At 58.7% G+C, this 24,178-nt stretch carries 26 protein-coding genes and 1 tRNA gene; 16 read left to right on the top strand and 11 right to left on the bottom strand.

Going from position 1 to position 24,178, the window contains the following annotated elements; all coding sequences use genetic code 11:
* Nucleotides 1–574: 574 nt before the first annotated feature.
* Nucleotides 575–659, bottom strand: a tRNA-Leu gene (locus tag HL45_RS05185).
* A 128-nt stretch (nucleotides 660–787) separates the two neighbouring features.
* Between HL45_RS05185 and HL45_RS05180 the strand changes: the two genes are divergently transcribed.
* The 3 genes from HL45_RS05180 (at nucleotide 788) to HL45_RS05170 (ending at nucleotide 3,326) form a co-directional block, all read left to right on the top strand.
* Nucleotides 788–1,594 carry an inositol monophosphatase family protein gene (locus HL45_RS05180; RefSeq protein ID WP_049970019.1) on the top strand — a complete coding sequence of 269 codons (807 nt, stop codon included), beginning with the start codon at nucleotides 788–790 and terminating at the stop codon, nucleotides 1,592–1,594.
* An 87-nt stretch (nucleotides 1,595–1,681) separates the two neighbouring features.
* A complete protein-coding gene (locus HL45_RS05175; protein WP_049970018.1) occupies nucleotides 1,682–2,149 on the top strand; it encodes an Lrp/AsnC family transcriptional regulator in 468 nt (155 codons plus the stop codon).
* A 43-nt stretch (nucleotides 2,150–2,192) separates the two neighbouring features.
* Nucleotides 2,193–3,326: a DUF63 family protein gene (locus tag HL45_RS05170; RefSeq protein ID WP_049970017.1), complete on the top strand. Its 1,134-nt coding sequence runs from the start codon at nucleotides 2,193–2,195 to the stop codon at nucleotides 3,324–3,326.
* A 15-nt stretch (nucleotides 3,327–3,341) separates the two neighbouring features.
* Here the strand turns inward: HL45_RS05170 and HL45_RS21115 are convergent, their stop codons facing one another.
* The 4 genes from HL45_RS21115 to HL45_RS05155 form a co-directional block, all read right to left on the bottom strand.
* Entirely contained in the window at nucleotides 3,342–3,512 is a 171-nt protein-coding gene (locus HL45_RS21115) for a hypothetical protein (protein WP_162833848.1), read from the bottom strand.
* A gap of 141 nt (nucleotides 3,513–3,653) precedes the next feature.
* Nucleotides 3,654–5,363 (bottom strand): YcaO-like family protein, encoded by a 1,710-nt coding sequence (locus HL45_RS05165; RefSeq protein ID WP_049970016.1) that lies wholly within the window; start codon nucleotides 5,361–5,363, stop codon nucleotides 3,654–3,656.
* 88 nt (nucleotides 5,364–5,451) lie between these two features.
* Entirely contained in the window at nucleotides 5,452–6,276 is an 825-nt protein-coding gene (tbsP, locus tag HL45_RS05160; RefSeq protein ID WP_049970093.1) for a transcriptional regulator TbsP, read from the bottom strand.
* 472 nt (nucleotides 6,277–6,748) lie between these two features.
* Nucleotides 6,749–8,869 (bottom strand): hypothetical protein, encoded by a 2,121-nt coding sequence (locus HL45_RS05155; protein ID WP_049970015.1) that lies wholly within the window; start codon nucleotides 8,867–8,869, stop codon nucleotides 6,749–6,751.
* A gap of 107 nt (nucleotides 8,870–8,976) precedes the next feature.
* Between HL45_RS05155 and glyA the strand changes: the two genes are divergently transcribed.
* From glyA to HL45_RS05145, 3 genes are all read left to right on the top strand, one after another.
* Entirely contained in the window at nucleotides 8,977–10,224 is a 1,248-nt protein-coding gene (glyA, locus tag HL45_RS05150; protein ID WP_049970014.1) for a serine hydroxymethyltransferase, read from the top strand.
* Nucleotides 10,225–10,292: 68 nt separating this feature from the next.
* Nucleotides 10,293–10,463: a hypothetical protein gene (locus HL45_RS21110; protein ID WP_162833847.1), complete on the top strand. Its 171-nt coding sequence runs from the start codon at nucleotides 10,293–10,295 to the stop codon at nucleotides 10,461–10,463.
* Nucleotides 10,464–10,600: 137 nt separating this feature from the next.
* Nucleotides 10,601–11,494, top strand: coding sequence for a bifunctional methylenetetrahydrofolate dehydrogenase/methenyltetrahydrofolate cyclohydrolase (locus HL45_RS05145; protein WP_049970013.1), 894 nt, complete (start codon nucleotides 10,601–10,603; stop codon nucleotides 11,492–11,494).
* 45 nt (nucleotides 11,495–11,539) lie between these two features.
* On the opposite strand, the gene HL45_RS05140 is transcribed toward HL45_RS05145, so the two are convergent.
* Together HL45_RS05140 and HL45_RS05135 are read right to left on the bottom strand one after the other, a co-directional pair.
* On the bottom strand, nucleotides 11,540–12,547 hold the full coding sequence (locus HL45_RS05140; protein ID WP_158413663.1) for a peptidoglycan hydrolase: 1,008 nt from the start codon (nucleotides 12,545–12,547) through the stop codon (nucleotides 11,540–11,542).
* 142 nt (nucleotides 12,548–12,689) lie between these two features.
* A complete protein-coding gene (locus HL45_RS05135) occupies nucleotides 12,690–13,406 on the bottom strand; it encodes a DUF7117 family protein (RefSeq protein ID WP_049970011.1) in 717 nt (238 codons plus the stop codon).
* 90 nt (nucleotides 13,407–13,496) lie between these two features.
* On the opposite strand from HL45_RS05135, the gene HL45_RS05130 reads away from it, so the two are divergent.
* From HL45_RS05130 to HL45_RS21105, 4 genes are all read left to right on the top strand, one after another.
* A complete protein-coding gene (locus HL45_RS05130; protein WP_049970010.1) occupies nucleotides 13,497–13,742 on the top strand; it encodes a hypothetical protein in 246 nt (81 codons plus the stop codon).
* Between the two features lie 265 nt (nucleotides 13,743–14,007).
* Complete coding sequence (locus HL45_RS05125; RefSeq protein ID WP_049970009.1) at nucleotides 14,008–14,403, top strand: DUF7528 family protein; 396 nt, start codon at nucleotides 14,008–14,010, stop codon at nucleotides 14,401–14,403.
* A gap of 62 nt (nucleotides 14,404–14,465) precedes the next feature.
* Nucleotides 14,466–15,389: a DUF1028 domain-containing protein gene (locus HL45_RS05120; RefSeq protein WP_049970008.1), complete on the top strand. Its 924-nt coding sequence runs from the start codon at nucleotides 14,466–14,468 to the stop codon at nucleotides 15,387–15,389.
* A 659-nt stretch (nucleotides 15,390–16,048) separates the two neighbouring features.
* The gene (locus HL45_RS21105) at nucleotides 16,049–16,195 is read left to right on the top strand and encodes a hypothetical protein (RefSeq protein ID WP_162833846.1); all 147 of its coding nucleotides are present in this window, start codon (nucleotides 16,049–16,051) and stop codon (nucleotides 16,193–16,195) included.
* Between the two features lie 316 nt (nucleotides 16,196–16,511).
* On the opposite strand, the gene HL45_RS05115 is transcribed toward HL45_RS21105, so the two are convergent.
* Nucleotides 16,512–16,799 carry an amphi-Trp domain-containing protein gene (locus HL45_RS05115; protein ID WP_049970007.1) on the bottom strand — a complete coding sequence of 96 codons (288 nt, stop codon included), beginning with the start codon at nucleotides 16,797–16,799 and terminating at the stop codon, nucleotides 16,512–16,514.
* Between the two features lie 101 nt (nucleotides 16,800–16,900).
* On the opposite strand from HL45_RS05115, the gene HL45_RS05110 reads away from it, so the two are divergent.
* Nucleotides 16,901–17,176, top strand: a complete 276-nt coding sequence (locus tag HL45_RS05110) for a PadR family transcriptional regulator (protein ID WP_049970006.1) — start codon at nucleotides 16,901–16,903, stop codon at nucleotides 17,174–17,176.
* 44 nt (nucleotides 17,177–17,220) lie between these two features.
* On the opposite strand, the gene HL45_RS05105 is transcribed toward HL45_RS05110, so the two are convergent.
* Nucleotides 17,221–18,474 (bottom strand): AI-2E family transporter, encoded by a 1,254-nt coding sequence (locus tag HL45_RS05105; RefSeq protein WP_049970005.1) that lies wholly within the window; start codon nucleotides 18,472–18,474, stop codon nucleotides 17,221–17,223.
* A gap of 93 nt (nucleotides 18,475–18,567) precedes the next feature.
* Between HL45_RS05105 and HL45_RS05100 the strand changes: the two genes are divergently transcribed.
* From HL45_RS05100 to HL45_RS05085, 4 genes are all read left to right on the top strand, one after another.
* Nucleotides 18,568–19,839, top strand: a complete 1,272-nt coding sequence (locus HL45_RS05100) for an MgtC/SapB family protein (protein ID WP_049970004.1) — start codon at nucleotides 18,568–18,570, stop codon at nucleotides 19,837–19,839.
* 54 nt (nucleotides 19,840–19,893) lie between these two features.
* A complete protein-coding gene (locus tag HL45_RS05095) occupies nucleotides 19,894–21,225 on the top strand; it encodes a class-III pyridoxal-phosphate-dependent aminotransferase (RefSeq protein ID WP_049970003.1) in 1,332 nt (443 codons plus the stop codon).
* Between the two features lie 127 nt (nucleotides 21,226–21,352).
* Nucleotides 21,353–22,006: a helix-turn-helix domain-containing protein gene (locus tag HL45_RS05090; RefSeq protein ID WP_049970002.1), complete on the top strand. Its 654-nt coding sequence runs from the start codon at nucleotides 21,353–21,355 to the stop codon at nucleotides 22,004–22,006.
* Between the two features lie 69 nt (nucleotides 22,007–22,075).
* Nucleotides 22,076–22,447 (top strand): DUF7344 domain-containing protein, encoded by a 372-nt coding sequence (locus HL45_RS05085; RefSeq protein WP_049970001.1) that lies wholly within the window; start codon nucleotides 22,076–22,078, stop codon nucleotides 22,445–22,447.
* A 7-nt stretch (nucleotides 22,448–22,454) separates the two neighbouring features.
* Here HL45_RS05085 and HL45_RS05080 read toward each other — a convergent pair whose 3' ends face one another.
* Nucleotides 22,455–22,778, bottom strand: coding sequence for a hypothetical protein (locus HL45_RS05080; RefSeq protein WP_049970000.1), 324 nt, complete (start codon nucleotides 22,776–22,778; stop codon nucleotides 22,455–22,457).
* Nucleotides 22,779–22,827: 49 nt separating this feature from the next.
* Complete coding sequence (locus tag HL45_RS05075; RefSeq protein WP_049969999.1) at nucleotides 22,828–23,103, bottom strand: hypothetical protein; 276 nt, start codon at nucleotides 23,101–23,103, stop codon at nucleotides 22,828–22,830.
* Nucleotides 23,104–23,247: 144 nt separating this feature from the next.
* Between HL45_RS05075 and HL45_RS05070 the strand changes: the two genes are divergently transcribed.
* Nucleotides 23,248–24,171, top strand: a complete 924-nt coding sequence (locus HL45_RS05070; protein ID WP_049969998.1) for an HhH-GPD family protein — start codon at nucleotides 23,248–23,250, stop codon at nucleotides 24,169–24,171.
* Nucleotides 24,172–24,178 lie beyond the last annotated feature (7 nt).

The following is a 24,178-nucleotide window of genomic DNA, read 5'->3' as shown; positions in this document are numbered from 1 at the left end:
GAGATTCGTGCTAGTCAGTGAGATTCGTGCTAGGTAATCACGACTCTACTGAAACCGCCACCGCACCGCGACAGCCACATGCCTCCCCAACCGACTGCGCTTCTCGGTCGTTTCACTCCCTGCGATGCTCATCCCTCGCGCGGTTTTGTCTCGACTTCTCGGAGGTGAACTCCTCAAAGTCTCGCCAGCGCGCGCCGTGTCGTTTGACTGACCTGCCGCATGGTTGCGCCAGCGCGTTCGCACGAGGGGTGAGCGAAGCGAACACCGAGTGCATTTCCGCGCTGGCGGGGAAGAGTGGGGAGACTGCGGTGGCGATCCCTGCTGGATGAAGGGCGAACGACCGGAGTGAGTGAGGGCTTCGTTTGGAGTCGGGAGTAGTTAGCGACAATGGTGATTCAAAACCATCAGTTACAGGCGAAACAGCAATACCAAAAACACCAATTCCACAGCAAAGAACTCTCTACCGGAGTAGTCCACGTCGTAGAAGGTTTTGCGAGAGCCTGTTTATTGGCCCGTTTGAGGTTTTTGCGAGGGAAGAGCGCTCCGATGCGGTCTTCCTGCACTCTGTTATGAGTGCGAGGGAAGGGATTTGAACCCTTGGACCTCTACAGGAGCGGATCTTGAGTCCGCCGCCGTTGGCCGAGCTTGGCTACCCTCGCACGCAGTTTTTACTCCACGCTGGGTGACTTAAAACGTTCCGAATCTGAACCCGGCGCACCGAACCCTGCGATGAATCCGTCACACCGAAAACGACACTCCTTTTCCATCTCACCACACCTCTCACAGCATGACCGATGCGAACGCGCGACTCGAACTCGCAGAACGCGCTGCCACCGCGGGAAGCGAAATCGCAGCAGAGGGCTTTCGGAACAACATCGCGGTAGAAACGAAATCGAACAAAACCGACGTGGTGACGGAGGCAGACCGCCAGAGCCAACGCCGCGTTATCGAAGTCATTCACGACGAATACCCCGACGACGCAATCGTCGGCGAGGAAGACGACGAACTGAAAGAAGTCCCGGAAGCGGGCGACGTTTGGATAATCGACCCAATCGACGGGACGAACAACTTCGTCCGCGGGATTCCGATTTGGACGACCAGCGTGGCCGCGGTGCGCGACGGTGAGACGGTTGCCGCCGCCAACGTCTGTCCTGCACTGGGCGACGTGTACACCGTAGACTCCGAGGGAACGTATCTGAACGGCGAGCGGGTGTCGGTCAGCGACCGCACCGACCCGGAGACGTTCACAGTCTGTCCGACGATTTGGTGGGATTTCGACCGGCGGGACGAGTACGCCGCGACGACGCGCGGCATCGTGGAGCGATTCGGCGACATGCGGCGGTTCGGCTGTGCGCAAATCGTCCTCGGGATGGTCGCCAGCGGCGCACTGGATGGAACGATTACGAACATCGCGCCGAACCCGTGGGACTCCGTCGCGGGCGTCCACATGGTTCGGCAGGCGGGCGGACAGGTGACCGACATTCACGGCGAACCGTGGACGACCGAGAGCAGAGGGCTGGTGGCGTCAAACGGCGAGGCGCACGCCGAGGTGCTGGCCGCGGCCCGTGAGGCCGAAGCGCATTGTGGAAAGTAGGACGGGAGTCAGTTCCAGTTCGGAATACTGCAATCACACTACGGCGAGTGGTACAAATATTTATTAGTGGGGCATTTCGGTAGCGATATGAAGCTGGATGATACGGACCGCGCTATTCTCAAAGCACTCCAAAACGACGCACGAACGCCGTTCAGCGAAATCGCCCGCCAAATCGACATGTCCAGTGCGACAGTTCACGACCGAGTCAACCGGATGGAAGAAGCAGGCGTAATCACCGGCTATCACGCCAACGTAAACCCGAAGGAAATCTCGCTCGGCATCTCTGCCTTCATCGGCCTTCGCGTCGAACAGGGTCGAGAAAAAGACACCCTGAAAAAGCTCGAAAACATCGACGGGATTCAGGAAGTGCATCTCACGACAGGGTCGTGGGACGTGATGGCGCGCGTGTACGCCGAAAACGCGGATAGTCTTCGCGAACTGATGTTCGACAGAATCGCCCAGATGGACGGCTTTTCGCGTTCCCAGACGATGGTCGTCCTCGGGTCGCCGTTCGAAAGCGAAGAACTGCCGCTTTCAATCGACAACGAAGAGTAACGATATCGGAACTGTAAAACCCACTCGCTCCGGTTCGTGCGATATGGATACCGCAAGCGAAGGAATCGACAACGAACGGACGTGGGCGGGTGCCATCGCCGCCGCCATCGTCGCACTGGTCGGTGGTGCGCTCGCGTTCCCGAAACAGGTGTACGACGGCTTTATTTGGCACTACTTTTGGGGGCCGGTGGTCGCCGACGCGAAAAACGCACCGTGTGCAGTCCGCGAAGATGGAACGACGAGACTCGTCTCCGACGCCGGAACCTGCGCGACACTTCCGGAACCAGTTGCGGAACCGGGCTACACCCTCGTCTCCGAAATCGGCTATGCCGTGACGCTCATCGTCGCACTGGTCGGACTCGTGTTCCTCCTCCGCCGACTCGGCATCGGACGGGACAAGAGTCTCTTCTATGCCCTCTTTCCTTTCATGCTGTTCGGCGGGGCACTCCGAGTCGTCGAGGACGCCGACAACGCACTCCAGCAGGTCGGCGGCGGTGCGATTCCGTTCCCGTGGAACACGCTCATCATCAGCCCGATAATCTACTTCACCGTCTTCGCTATCACGCTCCTTGCCGTCGTCGTGAGCGTCACAGCGGCCCGCAAGGGAATTCTCGACGGGTACGAATATTCCCTCGCTGGAATCGGGACGGTGGTGCTCGCGGCCACGATTGGCTATCTGTTCTATCTCACCGTCACGACCGAGGTGGTCGGCTTCTATCCACAAATTCTCACCGTCGTCCTCGTCGGTGCGACGGTGGTCACCGCGCTTACGTGGTTGGCAATCGAGCGATTCGAACCCGGTATCAACGCCGGAACCGGGGCTATCGGCGCGGTCATCATCTGGGGTCACGCCGTTGACGGCGTGGCCAACGTCGCCGTCCTCGACTGGGCGCTTGAACTCGGACTCGCGGGCGAGTACACCGCGAAACACCCGGTTAATCAGGGAATCGTGGACATCACGTCGTCAGTTCTCCCGAGTTCGATAACGTCGGTTATCGGCACCGCGTGGCCGTTCTTGCTCGTGAAAATCGTCGCCGCGGTCGCCGTTGTCTGGGTGTTCGACGAGCAAATCTTCGAAGAAAGTCCACGCTATGCGATTCTCTTGCTCATTGCAATTCTGGCAGTCGGTCTGGGTCCCGGCACGCGCGACATGCTCCGGGCGGCGTTCGGAATCTAGCGTCGTCTTCGGAGTCTAACGAAGTCGTTCGAGCGTCGATTCCGGGAAGTACTGGTCGCCGCAGTTTGCACACGCCGCGACATCGACCGACCCGACGTTGCGAAAGCCCAGTCGGTCAACTGAAACGCTCTTTTTCGACAGGGATGAACCACACGTCGCGCAGGTTAGGTCGAACTCCGTCGTCATACTATCACCAAATCCGACGTGTAACATATATTATGCATGATTAATAGTCCACCACTACGATAGCTACGACCACATCTAATATAAATCCTGTGTGTTTCGCTAGCATAGCGCAACTCATTCGAATCAACGAGAAACGAAGAACTACGGATACGGATGCGGTTTCCTGTCAAGTTTCGAATCGAAACCGAGTTCACCCGGCACGGTTCGAGCGCGTTCGCCGAAAAAAGAATCCCCGGTAAACAGCGGTTGTGCCTCGGGAGCGAGGACGCGAACCGCCTCGAAACCGAGCGATTCCACGTCTCGCGTCGTGAGACGAGCACCGTACACCGAGAATGCTTCGCTCGCCCGCGAAACGACCGCCTGTAGTTCGTCGGTTCCTGCGGGAACCGACTTCCCGACGCTTTCGCTCGGAATCGTCGTTTCCGGCGCGACGAACTCCCGAACCGGTTTCGGGAAGTCCGCGTAGTGGGCAATCGAACCCTCGGCGTTTTCAGCCTCGTCCGGCCCCATCAGGTGCAGTTCCGTCCAATTCTGGAGTGCCTCCGCGAGCGCAGACCGCGCCGCGGAATCCGGGTCGAGGTTCGCGCCCGACCCGAGTGCGAATTTCGGCCACTCGTCGTCACGATGTACGGCGACAGCGACGACTGGTACGTCCACGTCTTGAGTGACGAGCAGCGCAGTGACATCCAAATTCTCCGCACGCGTACGCTTCGTCAGTTCCTCGAAGCCCTTGTCCTCGACGTGCAGACCGAGCGGTTCGAACGAGGAGTACCATGCGAGCATGGTCGCATCGCGCTCGATTACCTCGTACAACCCGGACAGTAGGGCCTCCGTGGTCGAGTTACCCAACCCCAATCCAGTCGTTATGGCAGGCTTGAATCGCGCATTGGCCGGCGGAAAATGGACGAACTCCGCCGGGAGATGAACCGGATTGCCAGTTTCCAGATTTCGCCCTGGAACCCACGCGAGTTCGACATTTCCCGATTCCTCCCATCCAGCAGGGCGGACGAACTCCGCGGGCGAAATCGCGTCGTCGAGAACCGACGGACGAGCCACGCCGAACTCCGATTCGCGGTAGATGCCCGCGCAGTAACGTTCCATCCCCTCGCCCAGCGCCTTCATCAGCGCCTCGTCCCAGTCGCCCGCGACGCCCGCCGACTGCTCGGCGCACTGCGTGTCGCTGAATCCCGTCGTCTCACAGATGTTCGCCAGATAGTACGGCACCGGAAACGAGGACACCTCCCCGAGTGATTGGACGATGCCAACGCGCTCGTCCAGCGCAATTTCGGCGTGCGAAACCGCCTCGTCCAGCGTCCGCTCGGTGTGGTCGATACCGAGGGTTCGATTACGGTTCTCGCCACACGCGGGGCAGTTCGGCACCGGGAGCAATCGGCGTTGCGCGTGCGGGATTTCAACGACACCACCGAGAACCGGCGACTGCCCGCCGGAGCGAAGCGTTACCGCTTCGCGTCCGGCGAGCGCCCCGGCGAATCGAACCGTCGCAGTATCGATTTTTTCGTCCGTCTCGTCAGTTTCCTCCGCATTTGCTGCGGCGCGCGCACGAAGACAGTCGAAACACGCAGTGTCGGGCGCGAAGCTCGACACTGCGGCATCGACATCCGAGGCTGCGTGGCCACCGACTCCGCCAAGTTCCACGGCGAGCCACGGGGTTCCGGAACGATTTGCGCGTGCAAATCGTTTCGACCCGACTTCGCCGACGACCACAGCGAAATCGACGTCTGCTACTTCGTCTGCCTCGATTTCGGTAACGGTTCCATCCGTCTCGGAAAGCGCAGCGGTTACGGCGTCGGTCGCGGGGCCGGTTCCGACGACGCCCAGCAAGTTGCTCATGCGCGGGACGAGACGGGGAGATGGCAAAAACACGACGGATAGCTATCGCTGGCGACCGTGAAAAAACGGAAAAGTTTGGCAGCGGGAGTTAGTGCAGGATGCCCTGTGCGACGCTCGCGAGCTGGTCGGTGTCCGCCGTCTGAAGCTCGTCGTTGGCGAGTTTCAGTCGGAGGCGTGGGCGACCGACGTCGATTGGCACTTTCTCCGTGCCGATGAGGCCCATGTCTTCGAGCTTCGTCTTCGTGCGGGAGAACGTCGCTTTGCTTGCGATGCCGACGTCCTCGCCCCATTTGCTGATGTCGTAGAGCAGGGCTTCGTTTTTCGCCGCGACGAGGAGGCTGATGGTCACTTCGTCCAGACCGTCGCCATCTCCGCGGGCGGTTTCGAGCGAGGAGAGGACGCTGTTGAAGTCGTCTTCCGCCTCGGGGCTGATTTCGTCGCCGAGCGTCTCGCGGACGCGCGTGATTGGCGGCGTGCGGAGCGAGAAGTCGCTCGCGTCTTCCCAGTGCGACGTGTAGGTGCTGTAGGCCGCGTCGACGAACTCGTCGTCGTCGGAGGTCAGTCCGCCCACGCGGTCGCCCGCGGTGACGAGTGCGATGACGACATTGTCGGTGACGAGGAGCGAGTTCCCGGAGGAATCGTCCGTCGTGCGGAGGGTGAGCGCACCCTCGTCGATGAGGTCTGCGGCGTTGCTGGCGATGATGAAGTCTTCCATCACGTCTTTGAGCGTGCCCTCGTCCGCGAGCATGCGCATCTCGGGGAGGTCGCCGTCGTACTCGGTTGCGGCGTCGATGAGTTCTTCGATGGCGCTACCGGATGGGTTGACGACAACCATGACTTCTGGCCCTTCGTCGATGACGGCACGAAGGATTTCGTGGACGCTTTGGTTCAAGAGGTTCGATTTTGTTTCCATATTCGGAGGGACGAGATTCATCTATTTAATTTTAACGCTCAAAATCGACGGAAATCATAGGTTATATAGCATGAACAATTAGTCAATGCTGTAATTATAATCGTGTGATTCCAATAATACCACCCTGAAAACCAGAAACTCTTCGGAATTTTATAACTTCGGTAATCCGTTTGGAGAGGAGTGGAGACGGCGAAAAATTGAATTTTTCGTCACACACAGGCGTTGCTGAACGGCGCTCTTAAGATAAATACGGAGAGTAATCGCTAATTACCAATTACAGTCCCCATGAACAGTCCGAAAGAATGAAGTATGGATGTGAAGTATCAACATATGTCATGCGGGATAAAATTCGAGAGTGGTTTGTTCGACATCCAAAGACGATGAACGCGGCTTTCGGGTTGATGTTCAGTTATACCTACCTCCAAGGTACCGTCGTAGACCCGCTTGCAGGGGTTGGAAGCGGTCACGGGCCCTAACACAACCTAATTTGTTCAAGTAGTTCATCCTCTTCCGACCAGTACAGTTCTGCATTGTACAGAATCGGCATTTCACCTCGTTTGAGGAAAGACTGTAGTTCGTCTACAGTCAGAACAAACGAGGTATCGTTGCCGTATAAATACAACATCTCGTTTACATCTATGTACGGTTCATAGAAACCACCCGCCATTGAGATAGAGAGGGACTTGAACGTTAGACGGAACTGTTCCCCAACTCGTTCTACACTCCCTAGATATGGATGGGAATTTTCGGATTGAGCCAATGTGTGCGTCCCATCACCGACGACGGCGTAATCTTTGTTCATCATGATGCGCCGTCGCGCGAGCTGAAGCGCGTGTTGGATGCTGAACCCGTTAATCAGCAGTCGTGCGAACGAAACCCCGACTTTTGCCGCCTGCTTATTCAGCACTTTGTTGAACGTAACCGCCCCCGCAACACTTCCTTTTCTAATTAGTTCCATTCCCTCGTAGTACGACCCGCAGGCGTTGAGGAAGAACGTCTGCACCTTGCTTTCCTCGATGTTCTCGACCGAGAGATTGCCATCCGTGCATCGAAGTCCGTCTTCTTCGCAGTGACCGATGTAGTGGACGTAGTCGGACGGCGTCTCCAACAACTCGGCGAGTTCGTCGCGCGTCAAATCCTCGTGGATGGTGACTTCCATAGAAAGGTCTTCCGCGCGGTCGAGATAGATGTCTGTGGCGTCTTCGTGTTCGTCGCCCATGTCCTCGTCGTTCAGTACAAGTATCACTTCGATGTCGTCGCTCGCGCGGTCGAAATATTCGAACCGATTTTCGTAGGCGGCCGGGTTGGCTTTGAATACGTCAATCGGAACGCCCTCGGCGAGCCATCCGTGAACTCGACCGCGATGCAGCGTCGGATTGATTCGCTCAACGGAGTTGACGTCTTCCGCCCGCGGTGCTCGGTACGAACCCCCGCCAGCAGTCGCGCGCTGGGAGGCATTGGATTTGTTCGGCGCGTTGCGATAGAAGTCGCCGAGCGAGGCATCCAACAGTTCGTTTCGATTGAGATTCGATGAGTTTGGAAGGTAGATGAGACTGAGGTTTGCAAGCAGGTAGGGGAGCGACGAGACGTTCTCTACCGACGGTTCGACGTACATCGAGAGGTGCCAATCCGGCAGTTCGTCGTCGATTCGCTCGAACTCACAGAGGTCGTAGGCGACGAGCTGTTGGGCAGGTGCCGAGTCGTAAATCGTGTCCGGGTCGATTTCAAGGCCATCCAGAAGCGAGATTTCCGAGAGATTCCAATGATATGGTCCTGCGTTGCGGACGAGACAGTCGAGGAAAAACACCTGCCGGAGCATCTCCGCGACTTCGTGCTGATAGTCCGGGAGTGGACTGAACGTGTACGTGAAATTGACGGACGGTGCCTTGAGAACCGGTGCGGTTCGGTTTTCGACGATGACCTCCGCTTGTAGGTAGTACGCTAGCGGCGCAGTGACGAACAGGGTTCGAAAGTCATCGGGAACCCGGAGTTCGATACCCGCATCTTTTTTGTTTTCACGAACCGGTTCCGGAATTTGCAGTTCATTACCTAGTTCGAACCGCGGTGGATGTCCTCGAAGCGTCGGGAATGAACGGTTTGGCCCAGTTACTTTGTGTGACGAGGAAGCGTACGAAATTGCCGTCGCCAACCCCTCCGTCGTCGGGGGAATCGTTATCGTATCGACTGGGATTTCATGATGGCTCCGAAACCCGAGCGTTACTGGAATCCTGTCGTGGAAAGAGACAATTAACGCATCGAAATCACACGTTTTCTGAATCGTGGTTGGCCCGGAAAATCGGAGATACGTCTTTACGTTTCCGTGGATGTTCGCTAAATATTCTCCGTCGGGAAGATTGAGAATCTCGGTATCGCTTCCGTGATGATGTCGCTCGCCCGATTCAACATCGGTAATCGTCGCTATATTCGGCGGAAACCGGAGTTCTGAGGCGTATCCGGAGACGGTTTCGTCGATTGGTCTATCGATGTCCCATCCCTCCCCGCCACTCTGCCAGTCGGGCGCACCTACCGAAATCTCCGTTTTCGTCCGATCGAACGCCCGAAGGCCGGTATCCGTTTCCTCCCACTCAATCATACCGGTAATAGAAGCGTTATCTCACTGTTAGTTTATATTTCTGTCGGGGATTCGTCCCCTACTCAGCGAAAGGTAAATTTATACGCCGTGGTGTCGCGGGATTGCACATGGAGTACGACCACGTTCGGGCGGTCGACCCGGCAGTCGCGGACGCTCTCGAAGCGGAAGTCGAACGCGAGCGCGACACGCTGGAAATGATTGCCAGCGAGAATTTCGTTAGCAAAGCAGTGCTGGAAGCACAGGGAAGCACCTTGACGAACAAGTACGCGGAAGGGTATCCCGGCGAACGATATTACGGCGGTTGTGAACACATCGACACCGTCGAATCGCTCGCAATCGAACGCGCGAAAGAACTCTGGGGTGCAGAACACGTCAACGTCCAACCGCACAGCGGGTCGCAGGCGAACATGGGCGTCTATCTCGCCGTTCTCGACCCCGGCGACAAAATCCTCTCGCTCGACCTGACCCACGGTGGTCATCTGAGCCACGGCCACCACGTCAACTTCGCCGGAAAACTGTACGAGGTCGAACAGTACAAAGTCGATGCCGAGACGGGGTATCTCGACTACGACGCGCTGTACGACCACGCCGTCGAGTTCGAACCCGACATCATCGTTTCGGGCTACTCGGCTTACCCCCGCGAAGTCGAATGGGGACGGATTCAGGAGGCCGCGGACGAAGTCGGCGCGTACCACCTCGCGGACATCGCCCACATCACCGGCCTCGTCGCGGCGGGCGAACATCCCTCGCCGGTCGGCGTCGCGGACTTCGTAACGGGTTCGACGCACAAGACGATTCGTTCGGGACGCGGCGGCATCATCATGTGCAACGAGGAGTACGCCGACGCCGTCGATTCGGCGGTCATCCCCGGTATGCAGGGCGGCCCACTCATGCACAACGTCGCTGGCAAAGCGGTCGGATTCAAAGAAGCCCTCGAACCCGAGTTCGCAGAGTACGCCGCACGAACCGTCGAGAACGCGGAAGTCCTCGGCGAAACGCTCCAAGATCACGGCTTCGGCCTCGTCTCGGGCGGCACCGACACACACCTCGTGCTCGTTGACTTGCGCGAATCCCACGAGGACGTAACCGGAAAAGACGCCGAAGAGGCGCTCGAAGAAGTCGGAATCGTCCTGAACGCGAACACCGTTCCGGGTGAGACGCGTTCCCCCTTCGTTGCAAGCGGCATCCGCGCGGGAACGCCCGCGCTCACAACTCGCGGATTCGACGCTGAGGATATCGAACGCGTCGGTGACCTCATCGCGCGCGTAGTAAACAATATAGATGACAAGGACGTCAAGGCAGAAGTCGCGGAAGAAGTGCAGGCGCTCTGCGACGCGAACCCGCTGTACGAGTAATCCGAAATCCGCAGATTCGCCTATTTTCTATGCATTCGACTTAACTACGCACACGGTGAGTCTCATGCATGTCAGAACAGTTAGCCGGGTTCAAAAGCGCGGACATCGTTTTCACGGACGGAAAATCGCTTGCGGACGTGACTGTTGCCATCTATCCGGGATGGATACGAATCCAGACCGAATCCACGAATCAGTTCCATCCCCGCGAGCAGGTGGACAGGATTCAGTCGCATCGGTGAGAAGTCAGTAGTTACGACAGTGACAAACGTTTTTCGTCCACATCAATAAACAGGATTGTGTATATATTGTGGTCTTTGAGACCAAAAATACGCACGAACCCGAATGTTGAAGGAGCTTCGTACCGGATGATTTGCCAATGACGGACATCATCGACGGGAATTTAGTTGCCGAACAGATTCGAGGCGACCTCGGCGCGAGTATCGACGCGCTGAAAGACGAAGGAGTTACACCCGGACTTGCGACGGTTCTCATGAGCGACGACCCCGCAAGCGAAACCTACGTTTCGATGAAACAGCGCGACTGCGAGGAGGTCGGCATCAACGGCATTCACGTCGAAATCGACCCCGACGCGCCGGCCGAAGAACTGTACGACACCATCGAAGAGTTGAACGACGACCCCGAAGTTCACGGGATGCTTGTCCAGATGCCCGTCCCCGACCACGTCGATTCCCGGCAGGTCATTCGGTCAATCGACCCGGCCAAGGACGTGGACGGCTTCCACCCCGAAAACGTCGGCATGCTGGTCGCGGGACATCCGCGATTCAAACCCTGTACGCCCCACGGCGTCCAGAAACTCCTCGAATCGGCGGGGATTGACACCGAGGGTGAGGACGTCGTCATCGTCGGTCGGTCGAACATCGTCGGCAAACCGCTCGCCAATCTACTCATTCAGAAGGCCGACGGCGGCAACGCGACGGTGACGGTCTGTCACTCCCGCACCGACGATTTGGCCGTAAAAACGCGGAATGCGGACGTAGTCGTCGCGGCCTGTGGCGTCCCGGAACTCATCGACGGGTCGATGCTTTCTGACGGCGTGACCGTCATCGACGTGGGCGTGAACAGGGTCGATGCAGAGACAGAGAAGGGGTACGAACTCGTCGGCGACGTGGATTTCGACAGCGCGAAAGAGAAGGTGGGCGCGATTACGCCGGTTCCGGGCGGCGTCGGCCCGATGACCCGTGCGATGTTGCTCTACAACACGGTCAAAGCCGCCGGTCAGCAGGCGGGCATCGACGTCGAACTGCCCTAAATCCCGTCCGAAAAAGAATTTTACCCGGACGACCGCCAGTTTTGCTTAGTTGCCGGTGTCCACGAGCGCCTGCCACGTGTTCGGCCCGACGATGCCGTCAACGGCGATTCCCGCGCTGGATTGGAAGCTCTCGATGGCCCCCTCGGTTTCCGACCCGTAGACGCCGTCCACGGCGATGTTGTAGCCTTCGTCGTTGTTCAGGTGATGCTGCACGGCGTAGGTCGGCCAGTAGGCGCTTCCGCTCTGAACCGTGGCGATGAGCGCGCTCCACGTGTTCGGCCCGACGACACCGTCAACCGCGAGTCCCTGCGACGACTGGAAGCTTTCGATGGTGCTCGTGACTTCCGAGCCATAAATTCCGTCGTGGTACTGGAGGTTGTAGCCGTGGTGTTCGAGGAGGTATTGGATGGAGTACACCGCCTCGCCTTGGTCGCCGTTCGAGTAAATCGGCCAACTGTAGTTGCCGCCGCCGGGGTCGTCGCCGCCACCGAAGTCGATGTGGTCTGCGAGCGAGTTCATCACGTCGCGGATGCCCTCCGCCCAACTGATGTCGGTCGCGTAATCCTGATTCATGCCCCGCAGGGTCGGGCCGTAGGACGAGTAATAATGGTCACCGCCGGGCGTCAGATACTCGTCTCGAATGACGGGCATGACCGCTTGGATGCATTCCGATTTGGTGGAGAACGATTCCGCACAGGAGTACGGACAATTATCGTAGGCTTTCCAGCCGTAGATGTTGTTTTTGTCCTGCGCGATGTTGCTGGTTCCCCAATCGGACTCCCATGCGGCGTGGGCGACCATGTAGACGGGGTTGATGCCTTCCTGATTGCCGACATCGACCCACGTACTTCCCAGTCCGATGAGTGGACTGTCGGAGCGAACCTGTTGAATGGCGTAGTCGAGGTCACTGCCGGTAATGTCCTCGGTGTTCGTCAGGTCGCTATCGACGGAGTACCGCGCCGCGGCACCCGTTCCCGAGAGAGCGCCGATACCGCCGACCGTTGCGATGCTTGCCGTCGCGCCTTTGAGGAACGTCCGTCGTGATTGTTTCATGCTTCGAAGAATCATCTGATTTTTCGAGTTTTAATCTTTATAATTCAGATGAGTAAAATATGTTATCAGATACTGTAGCATTGGATTCGAAGATCAAATCGGCAGTTCATATCTGATGAGGGAAAACAACCCAAATACTCGTTTACTCGATTCGCCCGAGGGTATCGCGTGTCCTGACCAGTGCGTCTTCGTCACCCTCGCGGAGGTAGCTCGCAAGTTCACACGTCGATGACACTAGTGCGTCCGCCGTGTCGATGTCCAGACCACCTTCAAGCGCACGAGCGCGACGAACGTGTTCGCCGAGGGTTTCGAGCGTATTTCTTCCCTCCCGTCCCACATCGTGTTCTCTCGCCCAATCGCTCATCTCGTCGTGATAATCCTGCAGCGCTTCTGCATCCGCGAGGCCGCGGACTTCGTGCAGTGAGTCCGGCACGTCCATCGTCGAGGGACGTTCCCCGTCGTCCGCCCCGCGAAGCAGGGAGAAAAAGTACAGTTCCTCGTCGTCACTGATTTCCAGCGCGCGGGAGAACACGTCCGCGATGTGCCTGAGTTCCTGCGCCACGAGATAGGTGTCGTCCAACGGTTGCAGTTCGCCACCGTTGATGAACCCGCGCTTTCTGGCGTACTCGCGCGTGGTGTCCGCGACGAGAGCAGAAACCTCGCGGAGCGGACGCTCATCGACCGCTTCGCGTGCCTCCGTCAAATTGAGGGTTACGGCGCTGTCAGTGTGCTGAACGCGGTCGTCTTCCAGTCCGACGCTCTGCATGCTCTCGCAGGTCGGACAGGCCACGCTTCCGGTGTCGTAATACGACCACTGCGTGCCGCAGTTTTGGCATTCGCGGGTGCCTCGAATCTTCATGCCTTCCCGTTCTCCTGCCGGGGTGAAAACTCTCACGCGGCCGCCCCGAACTGACAGAAGTTTAATTATATATGAAATGGAAACTAATTCATGAGCAAACACGAACGGCGAGAACCGCTGCTGAAACTTCGCGCGCCGATTTCCACAGACGTCTGGTCGGACTACGCGGCACCGCTTGCGCTCATGACCGTCGTTTTGCTCGCGTTGATGGTTGCGGGCGTGGAGGCGGTGTCGGTCGTCGCCGTCTTCGTCGGACTGTGTATGGGCGTGCTCGCCGCCGGATTGGTCGCCTACAACCTGCTGATGGCCGGCGTGGTTTGGTTCGACCGTCGGTGATTCGACTCGCCCCAGCAGCCTCCTCCTCGCAAATCTCCCCGTAGCTTTATCAGTCGTCTTCGACTATCTATTAGCACGATGTCGAGTGATACCCACTCGGAGGATAGAGTAAGTCGCCTCCCGGCGACTGGTCGAGAAATTCTCGGCCACGGATAGCACGCGCACAGCAGATTCTACCGATGTCTGCAATTCCGGTGAGACACCGGTTTCCGCTACAGACACCGAAAACGGTGTTTCTGTCACAAGCACCGAAAACGGCGTTTCGGTGCTGGTTCGCGGCGAACGCCATGAACTCTCCAGGTGCGAGGCAGACCGCCTACGCGAAGCACTCGGACGGGCGCTGACCCGACGAACCGAGTTTTTCAACACTGTCGGCGAACACCGCGACGACGGAAGCTACGTCGTTTCGCGTAGAGGCGCGGATTCGTCCGGCCATCGAAAGGTGTTTCAGAACTTCGACGCGCTGGCAGAACTGTACGACCGACTGCCGCCGGAGTTCACTGCTGAAGATACCGGGAACGCCGGAAGCGCCGGAGAACGCGGATTGACCGGCGGGCGGAGACACATGCTCGTTCACCACTTCGCGGAACATCCCGAGTTCGACTGCGAACTCGTTTCGCGCCAACCGCTCACCGCGAGAAAGGAGAACGGTTTGAAATAGATATCCTCGCGGTCGTTTCCGCAGGGTCAACGCTTTTCGGGATTGCCTGCATCCTCCCGCGTATGCCACGACCATCGACGTTTTCCATCGTCGCGCGCGACCCCGAACGGGACGCGGTCGGTGTCGCAGTCCAATCGAAGTTCGTCGGCGTCGGGGCCGTCGTCCCCTTCGTCAACGCCGACGCAGGCGCGGTCGCCACACAGAGCTACGCCAACGTCGCCTACGGGCCGGACGGACTCGACCTGCTTCGGGACGGACGCCCCGCCGACGAAGTCGTGATGGAACTCACCGGGGCCGACCCCGACTTCGAATCCCGGCAGGTCGGCATCGTCGGACAGGACGGCTCGGTTTCCGCCTTCACGGGCGACGACTGTTTCGACTACGCGGGGGACATTCAGGGCGAGGACTACACGGTGCAGGGGAACATTTTGGAGAACCGCGAGACGCTCGAAGCCATGGCCGAGACGTTCGAGGAAACCGAGGGCGGCCTCCCGGAGCGACTCATCGCCGCGCTCCACGCGGGCAACGACGCGGGTGGCGACAAGCGCGGCGAGCAGAGCGCGGCGCTTTACGTCGCCAAACCGGAAGGCGGGTACGACGGGCGAAACGACCGCTGGGTTGACGTGCGCGTGGACGACCACGAGGCCCCAATCGACGAACTGGAGCGCGTGTTCAAAATCTACGACGTGACCTTGCTGGAACGCGCGGAACCCGACGAAACGCGTGAGCTGTCGGAGAACACCGCGAGCGAAGTCGCCGAAACGCTCGGCGAACTCGGTTTTTTCGAAGGGACGCCCACGGAGGAGTTCGGGGATAAAGAGCGGGACGCCCTCGAAGAGTTTCGCGGGATGAACAACTTCGAGAATCATTCGCTTGCCGTGTTGGAGGACGCACTCGCCCGCGGATGGGACGATTCTTCGGGGGAGGGAGAAGAGAAAATGGTTGACGCGATTTGGCACGGACTCTCGCGTTTAGAGCGGAAGTGACTCGGTTGTTAGTTGGTGAAAAATCATTTCCGATGAGTCGTTTGTTGGTTGGTGGGTATTTCGAACTAGGCGGTTACAAATCACGACTACAATCGAACCGCCACCGCCCACATCCTCCCCACTCGACTCCTTCACTCGCTTCGCTCGTTTAGTCGCCTTCGCGCGCCATGTTGTATTGTCAATTGCCAAAAATCTGTATGACCACTATGGCGCGTGCCTCGGCAGTCCTTTGGATGTAAAGTCCTCAGGACTGCCCGAGTTCGCGCGAGGTCTTCGTGAGCGAAGCGAGCGAACGGCTCATCAGAGCGTGCCTTTGATGGTGGATGACCGAAACGAGCGCAAGCGAATGAGGGAGTCGGGTGGGGAGGTGTGTGGCTGTCGCGGTGCGGGGCGGTTGCGGTTTGATTGCAGTCGTGACTTGTAATCGACTCGTTTGAAACAGTTCTTCATCGACGGTCGATTTTCTTGTGATGGTGGTTTCATTGCCGAGGTGCTACCTGTCGGCACGAAGGAATAAATAGAAAAACACAGGAGTGGCATTCCACGAAATGTCGTTTACCACGCAAAAAACAGTAACCAACACCGACGACAACGTAACCAGCAACTCGTTGGCGATGCCGATACTGCTAACCGGCTGAAACACGAAATCCCGCCCACGCATGAGGGACGAAGACGAAATCCGAGAGCAGTACGAATACCTCGCAGAACAACTCGACAGCGAGGAGATGAACCACGAAGGCGTTCGACAGATGTTCACCTACTACAAGCGCGCTATCGGCTGGGTTCTCGAAGAAGAGCATATCTGACTTTTTTTCTACATCGGTGCAGGAGTTATCTAAATCGTTACCTTTAAGTCATTACACCGTCTTGTTGCAGTTGACGCTTCGCTTTGGAGGGCCGAAGCGTCAGCGGGGACCAATTCAGGGCGGCAAGCGGTACGCGGGGTGTTTTCATCCCCGCGTGTTCCGCTTTCCTTTCGAAGCTACCTACCAAGCGACAGCACTGTTCTGCCACGAATATCGATGAATACCGATACTGTACTACGCGAACCGATAGCGTTCGGTATTGTCGCCGTTTTGATGGTCAAAAAGCGGATTTTGCGGATTTTTATCGAGAGGTCACTTACTCGATTTCCAGCGACCCACCACTGCCGTTGCCACCGCTGTCGCCCTCTTTCCATTCGAGTTCGAACTCGACGCTGAGCTCGCTCGAACCGGACGACGAGGTTTCGCGCTCGGCTTTCACTTCGAAGACGGGGTTGGTCGGCGGGTCGAGCGTGACGGACTGATTACCCGCGTTCAGCGTAATCGAACCGCCGCCGTCGAGTTTGTCGGCGACAGTGCGAAGGTACTGGGCGATTTCGGTTCGGCTCTGTGTGTTCTCAGTTTCGAACAGGACTTCTTCTGGCATATCTCCCCAAAGGTGGCACACGAAGATAAAGACACTCCCGTTTGAGAAGTGCGGGAACCGTTATATTTATGCTATGCAGACATAAATAGGCAATATTGACGATGCACGAACTAACGGGGTTTCAGCGCGATATCCTGTACGTAATCGCCGGAAACGGCGAACCGCACGGGTTGGCCATCCAAGAGGATTTAGAGCAGTACTACGATACGGAAGTCCACCACGGACGGTTGTATCCGAACCTCGACACGCTCGTCGAAAAAGACCTCGTGGAGAAAGGAAAACGCGACGAACGGACGAACTACTACGCGCTCACCGCCCACGGAAAGAGCCACATCGACGAACGAAAGGAGTGGGAACGGCAGTTCGTTGACCGCTAAGGCGGGTCGCAGTTACTCCGCCGATACGTCTGCGGTGGGCGGTACTACTGTTCTGGAGACGGCTTTTCGTCGTTTTCCCTTTGGGTTTCGATGCCGTGGTCGCCCGCTTCGTCGCCGGTACCCGCACTGCCGTCACCGACCATATCGGCGCTGACCGCCTCTTCGGGGTCGCGCGGCGGTTGCGGAAGCGGTTCGTCGCCGCGGATGTACGTCGGGTCAACTGCCCACGGCTGAATCGGTCTGCCAGCGATGAGTTCCGGCAGGACGACCTCCACGAAGTGGACGACGAGGACGAGAATCATCGGCCCGAGGAAGATACCGTACCAACCGAACAGCAGCGGGCCGAAGATGTACGCGAACATCACCATGCCGACGTGGAGGTTCCGCCCCGACACGTAGGGTCGCAAAACGAGGTCGGGGATGGTGTCCACGATGACGAAAGAGACGAGGGCGAACACGGCAGGGAACCACAGCACGTCCGGCCCACCGTCCATTAGCGCATTCGCGCCGATGACCACGGTCACGGGGAAGTAGACGAGTTTCATGCCGACGACGGGAATCAGACTGGCGACCCCGGTCAGCAGTCCCACCACGGTCGGATACGGGATTGCCAATCCGGCGGGCGCGGCCATGTTCAGCACGTTGTACGAAATCGCGCCAATCGTCCCGGTCATGAAGGCGTTCAGGATGTTGCCGAAGAAGATGCTGTTGAAGTCGGTGTCAACCCGCTCGATGTACGTTTCGAGGACGCCTTCGCTGTCGGAGAACGCCCGGCGGAACCACCGCGAAAGCTTGTGGTCGTCGCGGAGTAGGTAGAACGCGATGGCTATCATCACGAACAGATGTAAGGCACCGTTTCCGATGAACGTGAGGTACCTGAGCGTCGAACCGAACGCCTGCTCTATGAGTCGTGAGTTGTTTCCGTTGGTGATGAACTGCTCCGGATGCTGGGCGATTTCGGAGACGTTCGCGTACTGACGAACCGGTTCCGGAAGCGACGCGATGTTCGTCGTCTGCGCGACGGCGGTGAGTTCCTGCACCGCGATGGCGAGCGTGTAGACGATGAGCAAAATCGCCGGGAGCGCGAGCGCCAACAGCGCGACGCCAGCGGCAAGGCTCGGCGGCCGGATACGGCGTTTCAGCCGCCGATACACCGGACGCGTCGCGTAGTAGAGAAACAGACCGAAGACGAAAGTCCCGATAAACGAGTAGACGGCGAACAGCGTCGCCAGTCCGAGTACCGCGCCTATCAACCACCACGCGGCACGAGATTTGTCAATATTCCATCCGCTGACCATACGAGGGAAGTTTGTTGCCAGAACATAAAGATTTCGCGCAAAAAACGAAGATGGCAGTAATTCTTTTATATGTACGTCTATATAGTCTATAGAGTGACCGGATTAGAAGCCGTTTTCGCGTCGGCTACGTTGGAAAGCGATGTCGTTCGCATCGCCATCGCTGGAGCGTTGGGTCTGTTCCTCGGCCTCGAACGCGAATGGTCGCAAAAATCTGCGGGAATCCGAACGTTCACGCTCATCAGTCTCCTCGGTGCGGCGTTCACCATCGTCGATAAAGATATTCTCCTCGCGCTTGGGGGCCTCCTCGTCATCGTGCAGGGGATTCTCCTCGCGGTACAGGGATTGATGGACGACGAGGAGGATACGGGATTGTCCCTAACGACCTCCGTCTCGATGCTCGTCACCTTCGGCGTCGGCGTCCTCGTCGCGGAGGGATTCATCCTCGTCGGCGTCACCGTCGCCGTCGTGTCCTCGCTCCTCCTCGTGCTGAAGCGGGAACTCCACAGTTTCGCGTGGGGAATGTCGCGCCAAGAACTCAGGTCTGCAGGGGAGTTCGCTATCCTCGCGTTCGTCATCTACCCACTGCTCCCGCCGGGAGAAATCGAGATGGGGAGCGTCATGGTCAGCCCTCGCCTCGTCTGGTTGATGGTCGTCACCGTGGCCGGTATCGGCATCGCCAACTACGCCATCGTCGAAACCTACGGCGGGCGGGGCATCGCCGTCACGGGCTTTTTCGGCGGCCTCGCATCCTCGACTGCCGTGGTCGGGACGATGTTAGACCACGTTCGACAACGACCGGAAGCGGCCTCCTACGGCGTGGCCGCGATTTTGCTCGCCGACGCCGCGATGGCCCTTCGCAACCTCGTCATCGCGCTGGCGTTCACTATCGGCACCCCCGGTAAAACGCTGTACGGCGCGATTATCCCGCTTGGAACGATTATCATCGGTAGCGTCGCCATCGCCGCCTACTCGGCGGACTGGTCGCAGAAGATGGACATCGACCTCGAAAGTCCGTTCTCGCTCCGCAACGTCCTCGGATTCGGCCTTATCTTTCTGTTCGTCGTGGTCGGCGGCGCGCTGGCGAAAAGTCAGTTCGGGGAAGCCGGATTTTACATCACGGCCCTGCTATCCGGCCTCGTTTCGAGCGCGGGCGTCACCGCCTCCGCGGTGACGCTTTACAGCGGTGGCAATCTCGACCAGCAGACCGCCGTGTTCGGCATTCTGTTGGCTACTGCATCGAGCATCGTCGTCAAAGCGGCGCTGACGATTTCCGCACCGAATCGTCAGTTCGCCTACAAAGTTGCGGTGTGGAGCAGCGTCCTCCTCATCGGAACGGCGGCGACTGCAATCGTCGCCGTGGTTTGAACACACATAGCTAACTTTCGAACTTTTTAAACGGGGGCCTTTCGTAGCGGGTACATGGACCGGGAAACAGCCGAGCCACAGGTCCGGGAGATGCCCGGAAAGAAAGCGAAACAGTGGTCTGACTACCATCACCAGTTTGCCGCCCCGACGACATACGTCTACGACTTCGTCTGGGACATTACGGAAGACGCAGCTGGCCCCTTCTGTACCGACGTTGACGGCAACGTTCTTCTCGATTTTACCAGCCACGTCGCCGCCGCCCCACTCGGGTACAACAGCCCGAAGATTATGGATAAAATCGACGAGTTCGACCTGCCCGACCCGACGAAAATCGCGGGTCAGGACTTCTACGCCGCGGGTGGCTGGCCGCCGGAAGACCCCGAGTTCCCCGGCCCGACGCAGTTGATGGAGCGACTGGTCGATGCGACGAGCCACTACGACATGGACACCGTGTTCCTTTCTAACTCCGGCGCGGAAGCCGTCGAGAACGCTATCAAAATCAGCTACAACCGCGGCGGTCACCGCGCGTTCACCTTCGACGGTGCGTTCCACGGACGGACGCTCGGCGCGCTCTCGCTCAACCGCTCGAAAGTCGCCCACCGAAAGGACTACCCCGAAGTTCCGGGCGTCGTGAGCGTTCCGTACTGTTCCTGTACGGGTGCGTGTGACTGCGGCTGGAAGACGAACGGCCCGGGCGGCAACGTCATCGCCGATAAACTCGACCCCGCACAGGGCGTCATCGACCCCGAGGAAGTTTCCTACGTCATCCTCGAACCCGTGCAGGGAGAAGGCGGCTACCGCGTTCCGAACGACGAGTTCATCGCGGACATCGCCGAGATTCAGAAAACCTACGACGTCAACATCATCGCCGACGAAATCCAGTCCGGTCTGGGCCGAACCGGCGAGATGTGGGCGGTTGACCACCTCGAACTCGAACCGGACGTAATCACGAGCGCGAAGGGACTCCGCGTCGGCGCGACCGTCTCGCGTTCGGACGTATTCCCCGAAGAAAAAGGCCGACTCTCCTCGACGTGGGGTGCAGGGGACGTGCTTTCGTCGCTTCAGGGCGTTCTCACCATGGACGCAATTTACGAATACGACCTGCTCTCGAACGTCGAAGCACGCGGCCAGCAGACCCGCGAACTCATCGAGGACGCGAATCCCGCGAACGTCATCGACGTCCGCGGTCGCGGTCTGATGCTGGCCATCGAGTTCGACACGAAAGACCGCAGAGAGGCAGTCGTAGACGGCGCGCTCTCCCGCGGCCTGCTCACCCTTGGCTGTGGCTACAAAACGCTCCGTCTCCTTCCGCCGCTCGACGTGAGCGAACGCGAAATCGAAATCGGCGTCGATCTCCTTCTCGACGCCATCGAAGACGCGGCGTAACCTCCTTCCCGACGCCCGCGAAGACGCGGCGCGTCTTTGCGGGCGTCAAGGCGGAATCCTCGCGCGCTTACACGCGAGGATGCGTAACCCCACACAAGGCTATGTTCTCTCGCGGCGTCTCTTTCGTATGAGCGTCACGGCCGACCTCTCGATTCTTGGCGAACAGTTCCTCCTCGGAACTGCCCTCCTCACCGACACGGACGTTCACGTCGAACTGGAACGAGTGGTTCCGGCATCGCGGCAGGTGCTTCCGTTTTTCTGGGCCATCGGCACGGATTTCGACGCCTTCGAACGAGACGTGCAGTCGAACCCGAACGTCGAACATCTCGTCTCGCTGGATAGAGTGGGAAACCGCGTGCTCTACCGAGTCGAGTGGAGCAAGGCAGTCGAAAGTCTCATCTACGGCATCGCGGAAGTCGGCGCGACCATCCTTGAAGCGCACGGCGACGACCTCTGGCGATTTCGACTTCGGTTCAACGACCACGAATCGCTTTCGGAATTTCAAACGTACTGCGACGAACACGACATCGACTTTCATCTCGACCGCGTTGCGACGGAAACCGAAACCGAACAAAACGAGTTCGGGCTAACACCGGAACAACGGGAAGCACTCCTGTTGGCCGTCGAACGCGGCTACTTCGATGTCCCACGCGGTGTCACGCTGGGAGAACTCGCCGACGAAATCGGCGTCTCACAGCAATCCGTCTCCGAGCGCGTGCGGCGCGGTGCGGGCGGCGTGCTGGAATCCGTCCTCTTCGAGACGAACGCGAATCGGGCATGACCCGATTAAAGTGGGCTGTTATAACAGGCAGTGACCCTATTCTCGCTACGCCACTGGTTTTCGACTACGATGGCCGAAACACGAGATAATCGACGGAACGACCGAACCGATGTTCGCCGCCGAACTGGGATTACGTCCTCGCTCCGGCGGGCGATACAGACGCTCGGATTGAACGCGCTCCTTCGTCTTCCTCCGGAGATGTACGACGCGCTGTCCTCGGAGCATCGACGCACCGTCGTCAGCTACTTGCACGAAAACGACGGCAAAGCGACGACGGCGGAACTGGCGACCCACCTCGTAACCGCCGGTGTCGAATCGGACGAAAAACGGGCGCGGACGGCACTTCGGCACATTCACCTTCCGAAACTCACCGAAGGAGGATTGGTGGAGTGGGCACCCCACCGCGAAACAGTCGTCTTCGGGGGCCTGATGGGACGATGAAAATCCGTCAGAACTGATACCGGCGTTCGTCGTCGCGCTGGGGATACTGGCTCGCGCCGGTCATCTCCTCGAACGTCATTCCCGAAAGATACTCGTCGTAGGTTACGTCGTAGGCGTTTCGCAGATGGAAGTCCAGCTTGCCGGTTTCGACGGTCGATTGGAACAGCAGGTGAACCGCACGACGAACCAGTTCGTCTTCGTCCTCCGGGTCGAGGGACGCAGAAAGCATCGAGAGTTCGTTGCGAGTTTCCCTGTCGAGTGACACGGAGAGTTCGGAATCGAGGTCGGAGTAGGCGGCTTTCACGTCGTCGTTCAGGTCGTCCAGACTCATGGCCGGGTTGTGGGCCGGGCGTGGGATACGGTTTTCGTTCTCGATTCGGTTAAAATTCCTCGTCGCAGTAGCGACAGACGTTCCGGCTTGCGAAATTGCGGGTCGCACAGTGCGGACAGACGATGTAATGGTGAGATTGCGGGCTCGACTGGCGTGCCGACCGTTTTCCGCGGCCTCGGTGGAGCGCCGTTCCGACTCCGGCGAGCATGAACGTCCCTCCCAGCGCAATCCACGCGGTCGGACTCCGGAAAAAGACGAACGGCGAAACCGGGACGACGATGATTCCGACGCCGATGAGAAACAGTGTGGAGGGCCGAACACGCATTTTCCGGAGATTGCAACGAACGGGCAATAAGCCTTCAGGTTGTCCGATTGTGTGTGCTGTGCGGTGGCATACATCAACTCGATTGCTCGGGAACGGTCTTCGGAAACCGCTACCGGTAAACCGAACCCACACAAAGCCTCCACAATGACCGACACGTCGTGGTCGCTCCCGGACAACGGAGAGGCGGTGCGCGATGCCCTCGTTTCGTGGTACGAGGACGACCACCGAAGTTTCCCATGGCGTGAGACGGACGACCCCTACGCTATCCTCGTCTCCGAGGTGATGAGCCAGCAGACCCAACTCGGGCGCGTCGTGACGGCGTGGGAGGCGTTTCTCGACCGCTGGCCGACCGCGGACGCCCTCGCAGAGGCAGACCGCTCGGACGTGGTCGGCTTCTGGACAAGTCACAGCCTCGGCTACAACAACCGGGCGAAATACCTCCACGAGTCGGCAAAACAGGTCACCACGGAGTACGACGGAGAATTCCCAAAGACGCCCGAAGAACTCCAAAATTTGCAGGGCGTCGGCCCATACACCGCCAACGCAGTCGCCTCATTCGCCTTCAACAACGGAAACGCGGTGGTCGATACGAACGTCAAGCGCGTTCTGTACCGAGCATTCGACATACCGGACGACGACACCGCGTTCGAGGAATCCGCCAGCGAACTCATGCCGGACGGGGAATCCCGCGTCTGGAACAACGCCATCATGGAACTCGGCGGGGTCGCCTGCGAAAAGACGCCCTCCTGTGATTCGGCGGGATGCCCGTGGCGCGAGTGGTGTCACGCCTACGAAATCGGGGATTTCACGGCCCCCGACGTACCCACGCAACCGAAATTCGACGGCTCGCGTCGGCAGTTCCGCGGGCGCGTCATCTCGATTCTGAAGGAGTACGACGAACTCCCGCTGTCGAAACTCGGCCCTCGCGTCCGAGTCGATTACGGCGGAGAATATGGCGAAGCGTGGCTTCGTGAGTTGTGTTCGGATTTGGAAGACGATGGGTTGGTGGAACTGGAAACGGCGGGAGACGATGAAGGTGAACAGTGGATTGCACGACTCAGACAGTAGACGATTT

Origin of the sequence: Haladaptatus cibarius D43, assembly GCF_000710615.1 — an archaeon.
GTDB lineage: Archaea > Halobacteriota > Halobacteria > Halobacteriales > Haladaptataceae > Haladaptatus > Haladaptatus cibarius.
The sequence above is the reverse complement of the archived record's forward strand: the minus strand, read 5'-3'. Positions and strand labels throughout refer to the sequence as shown.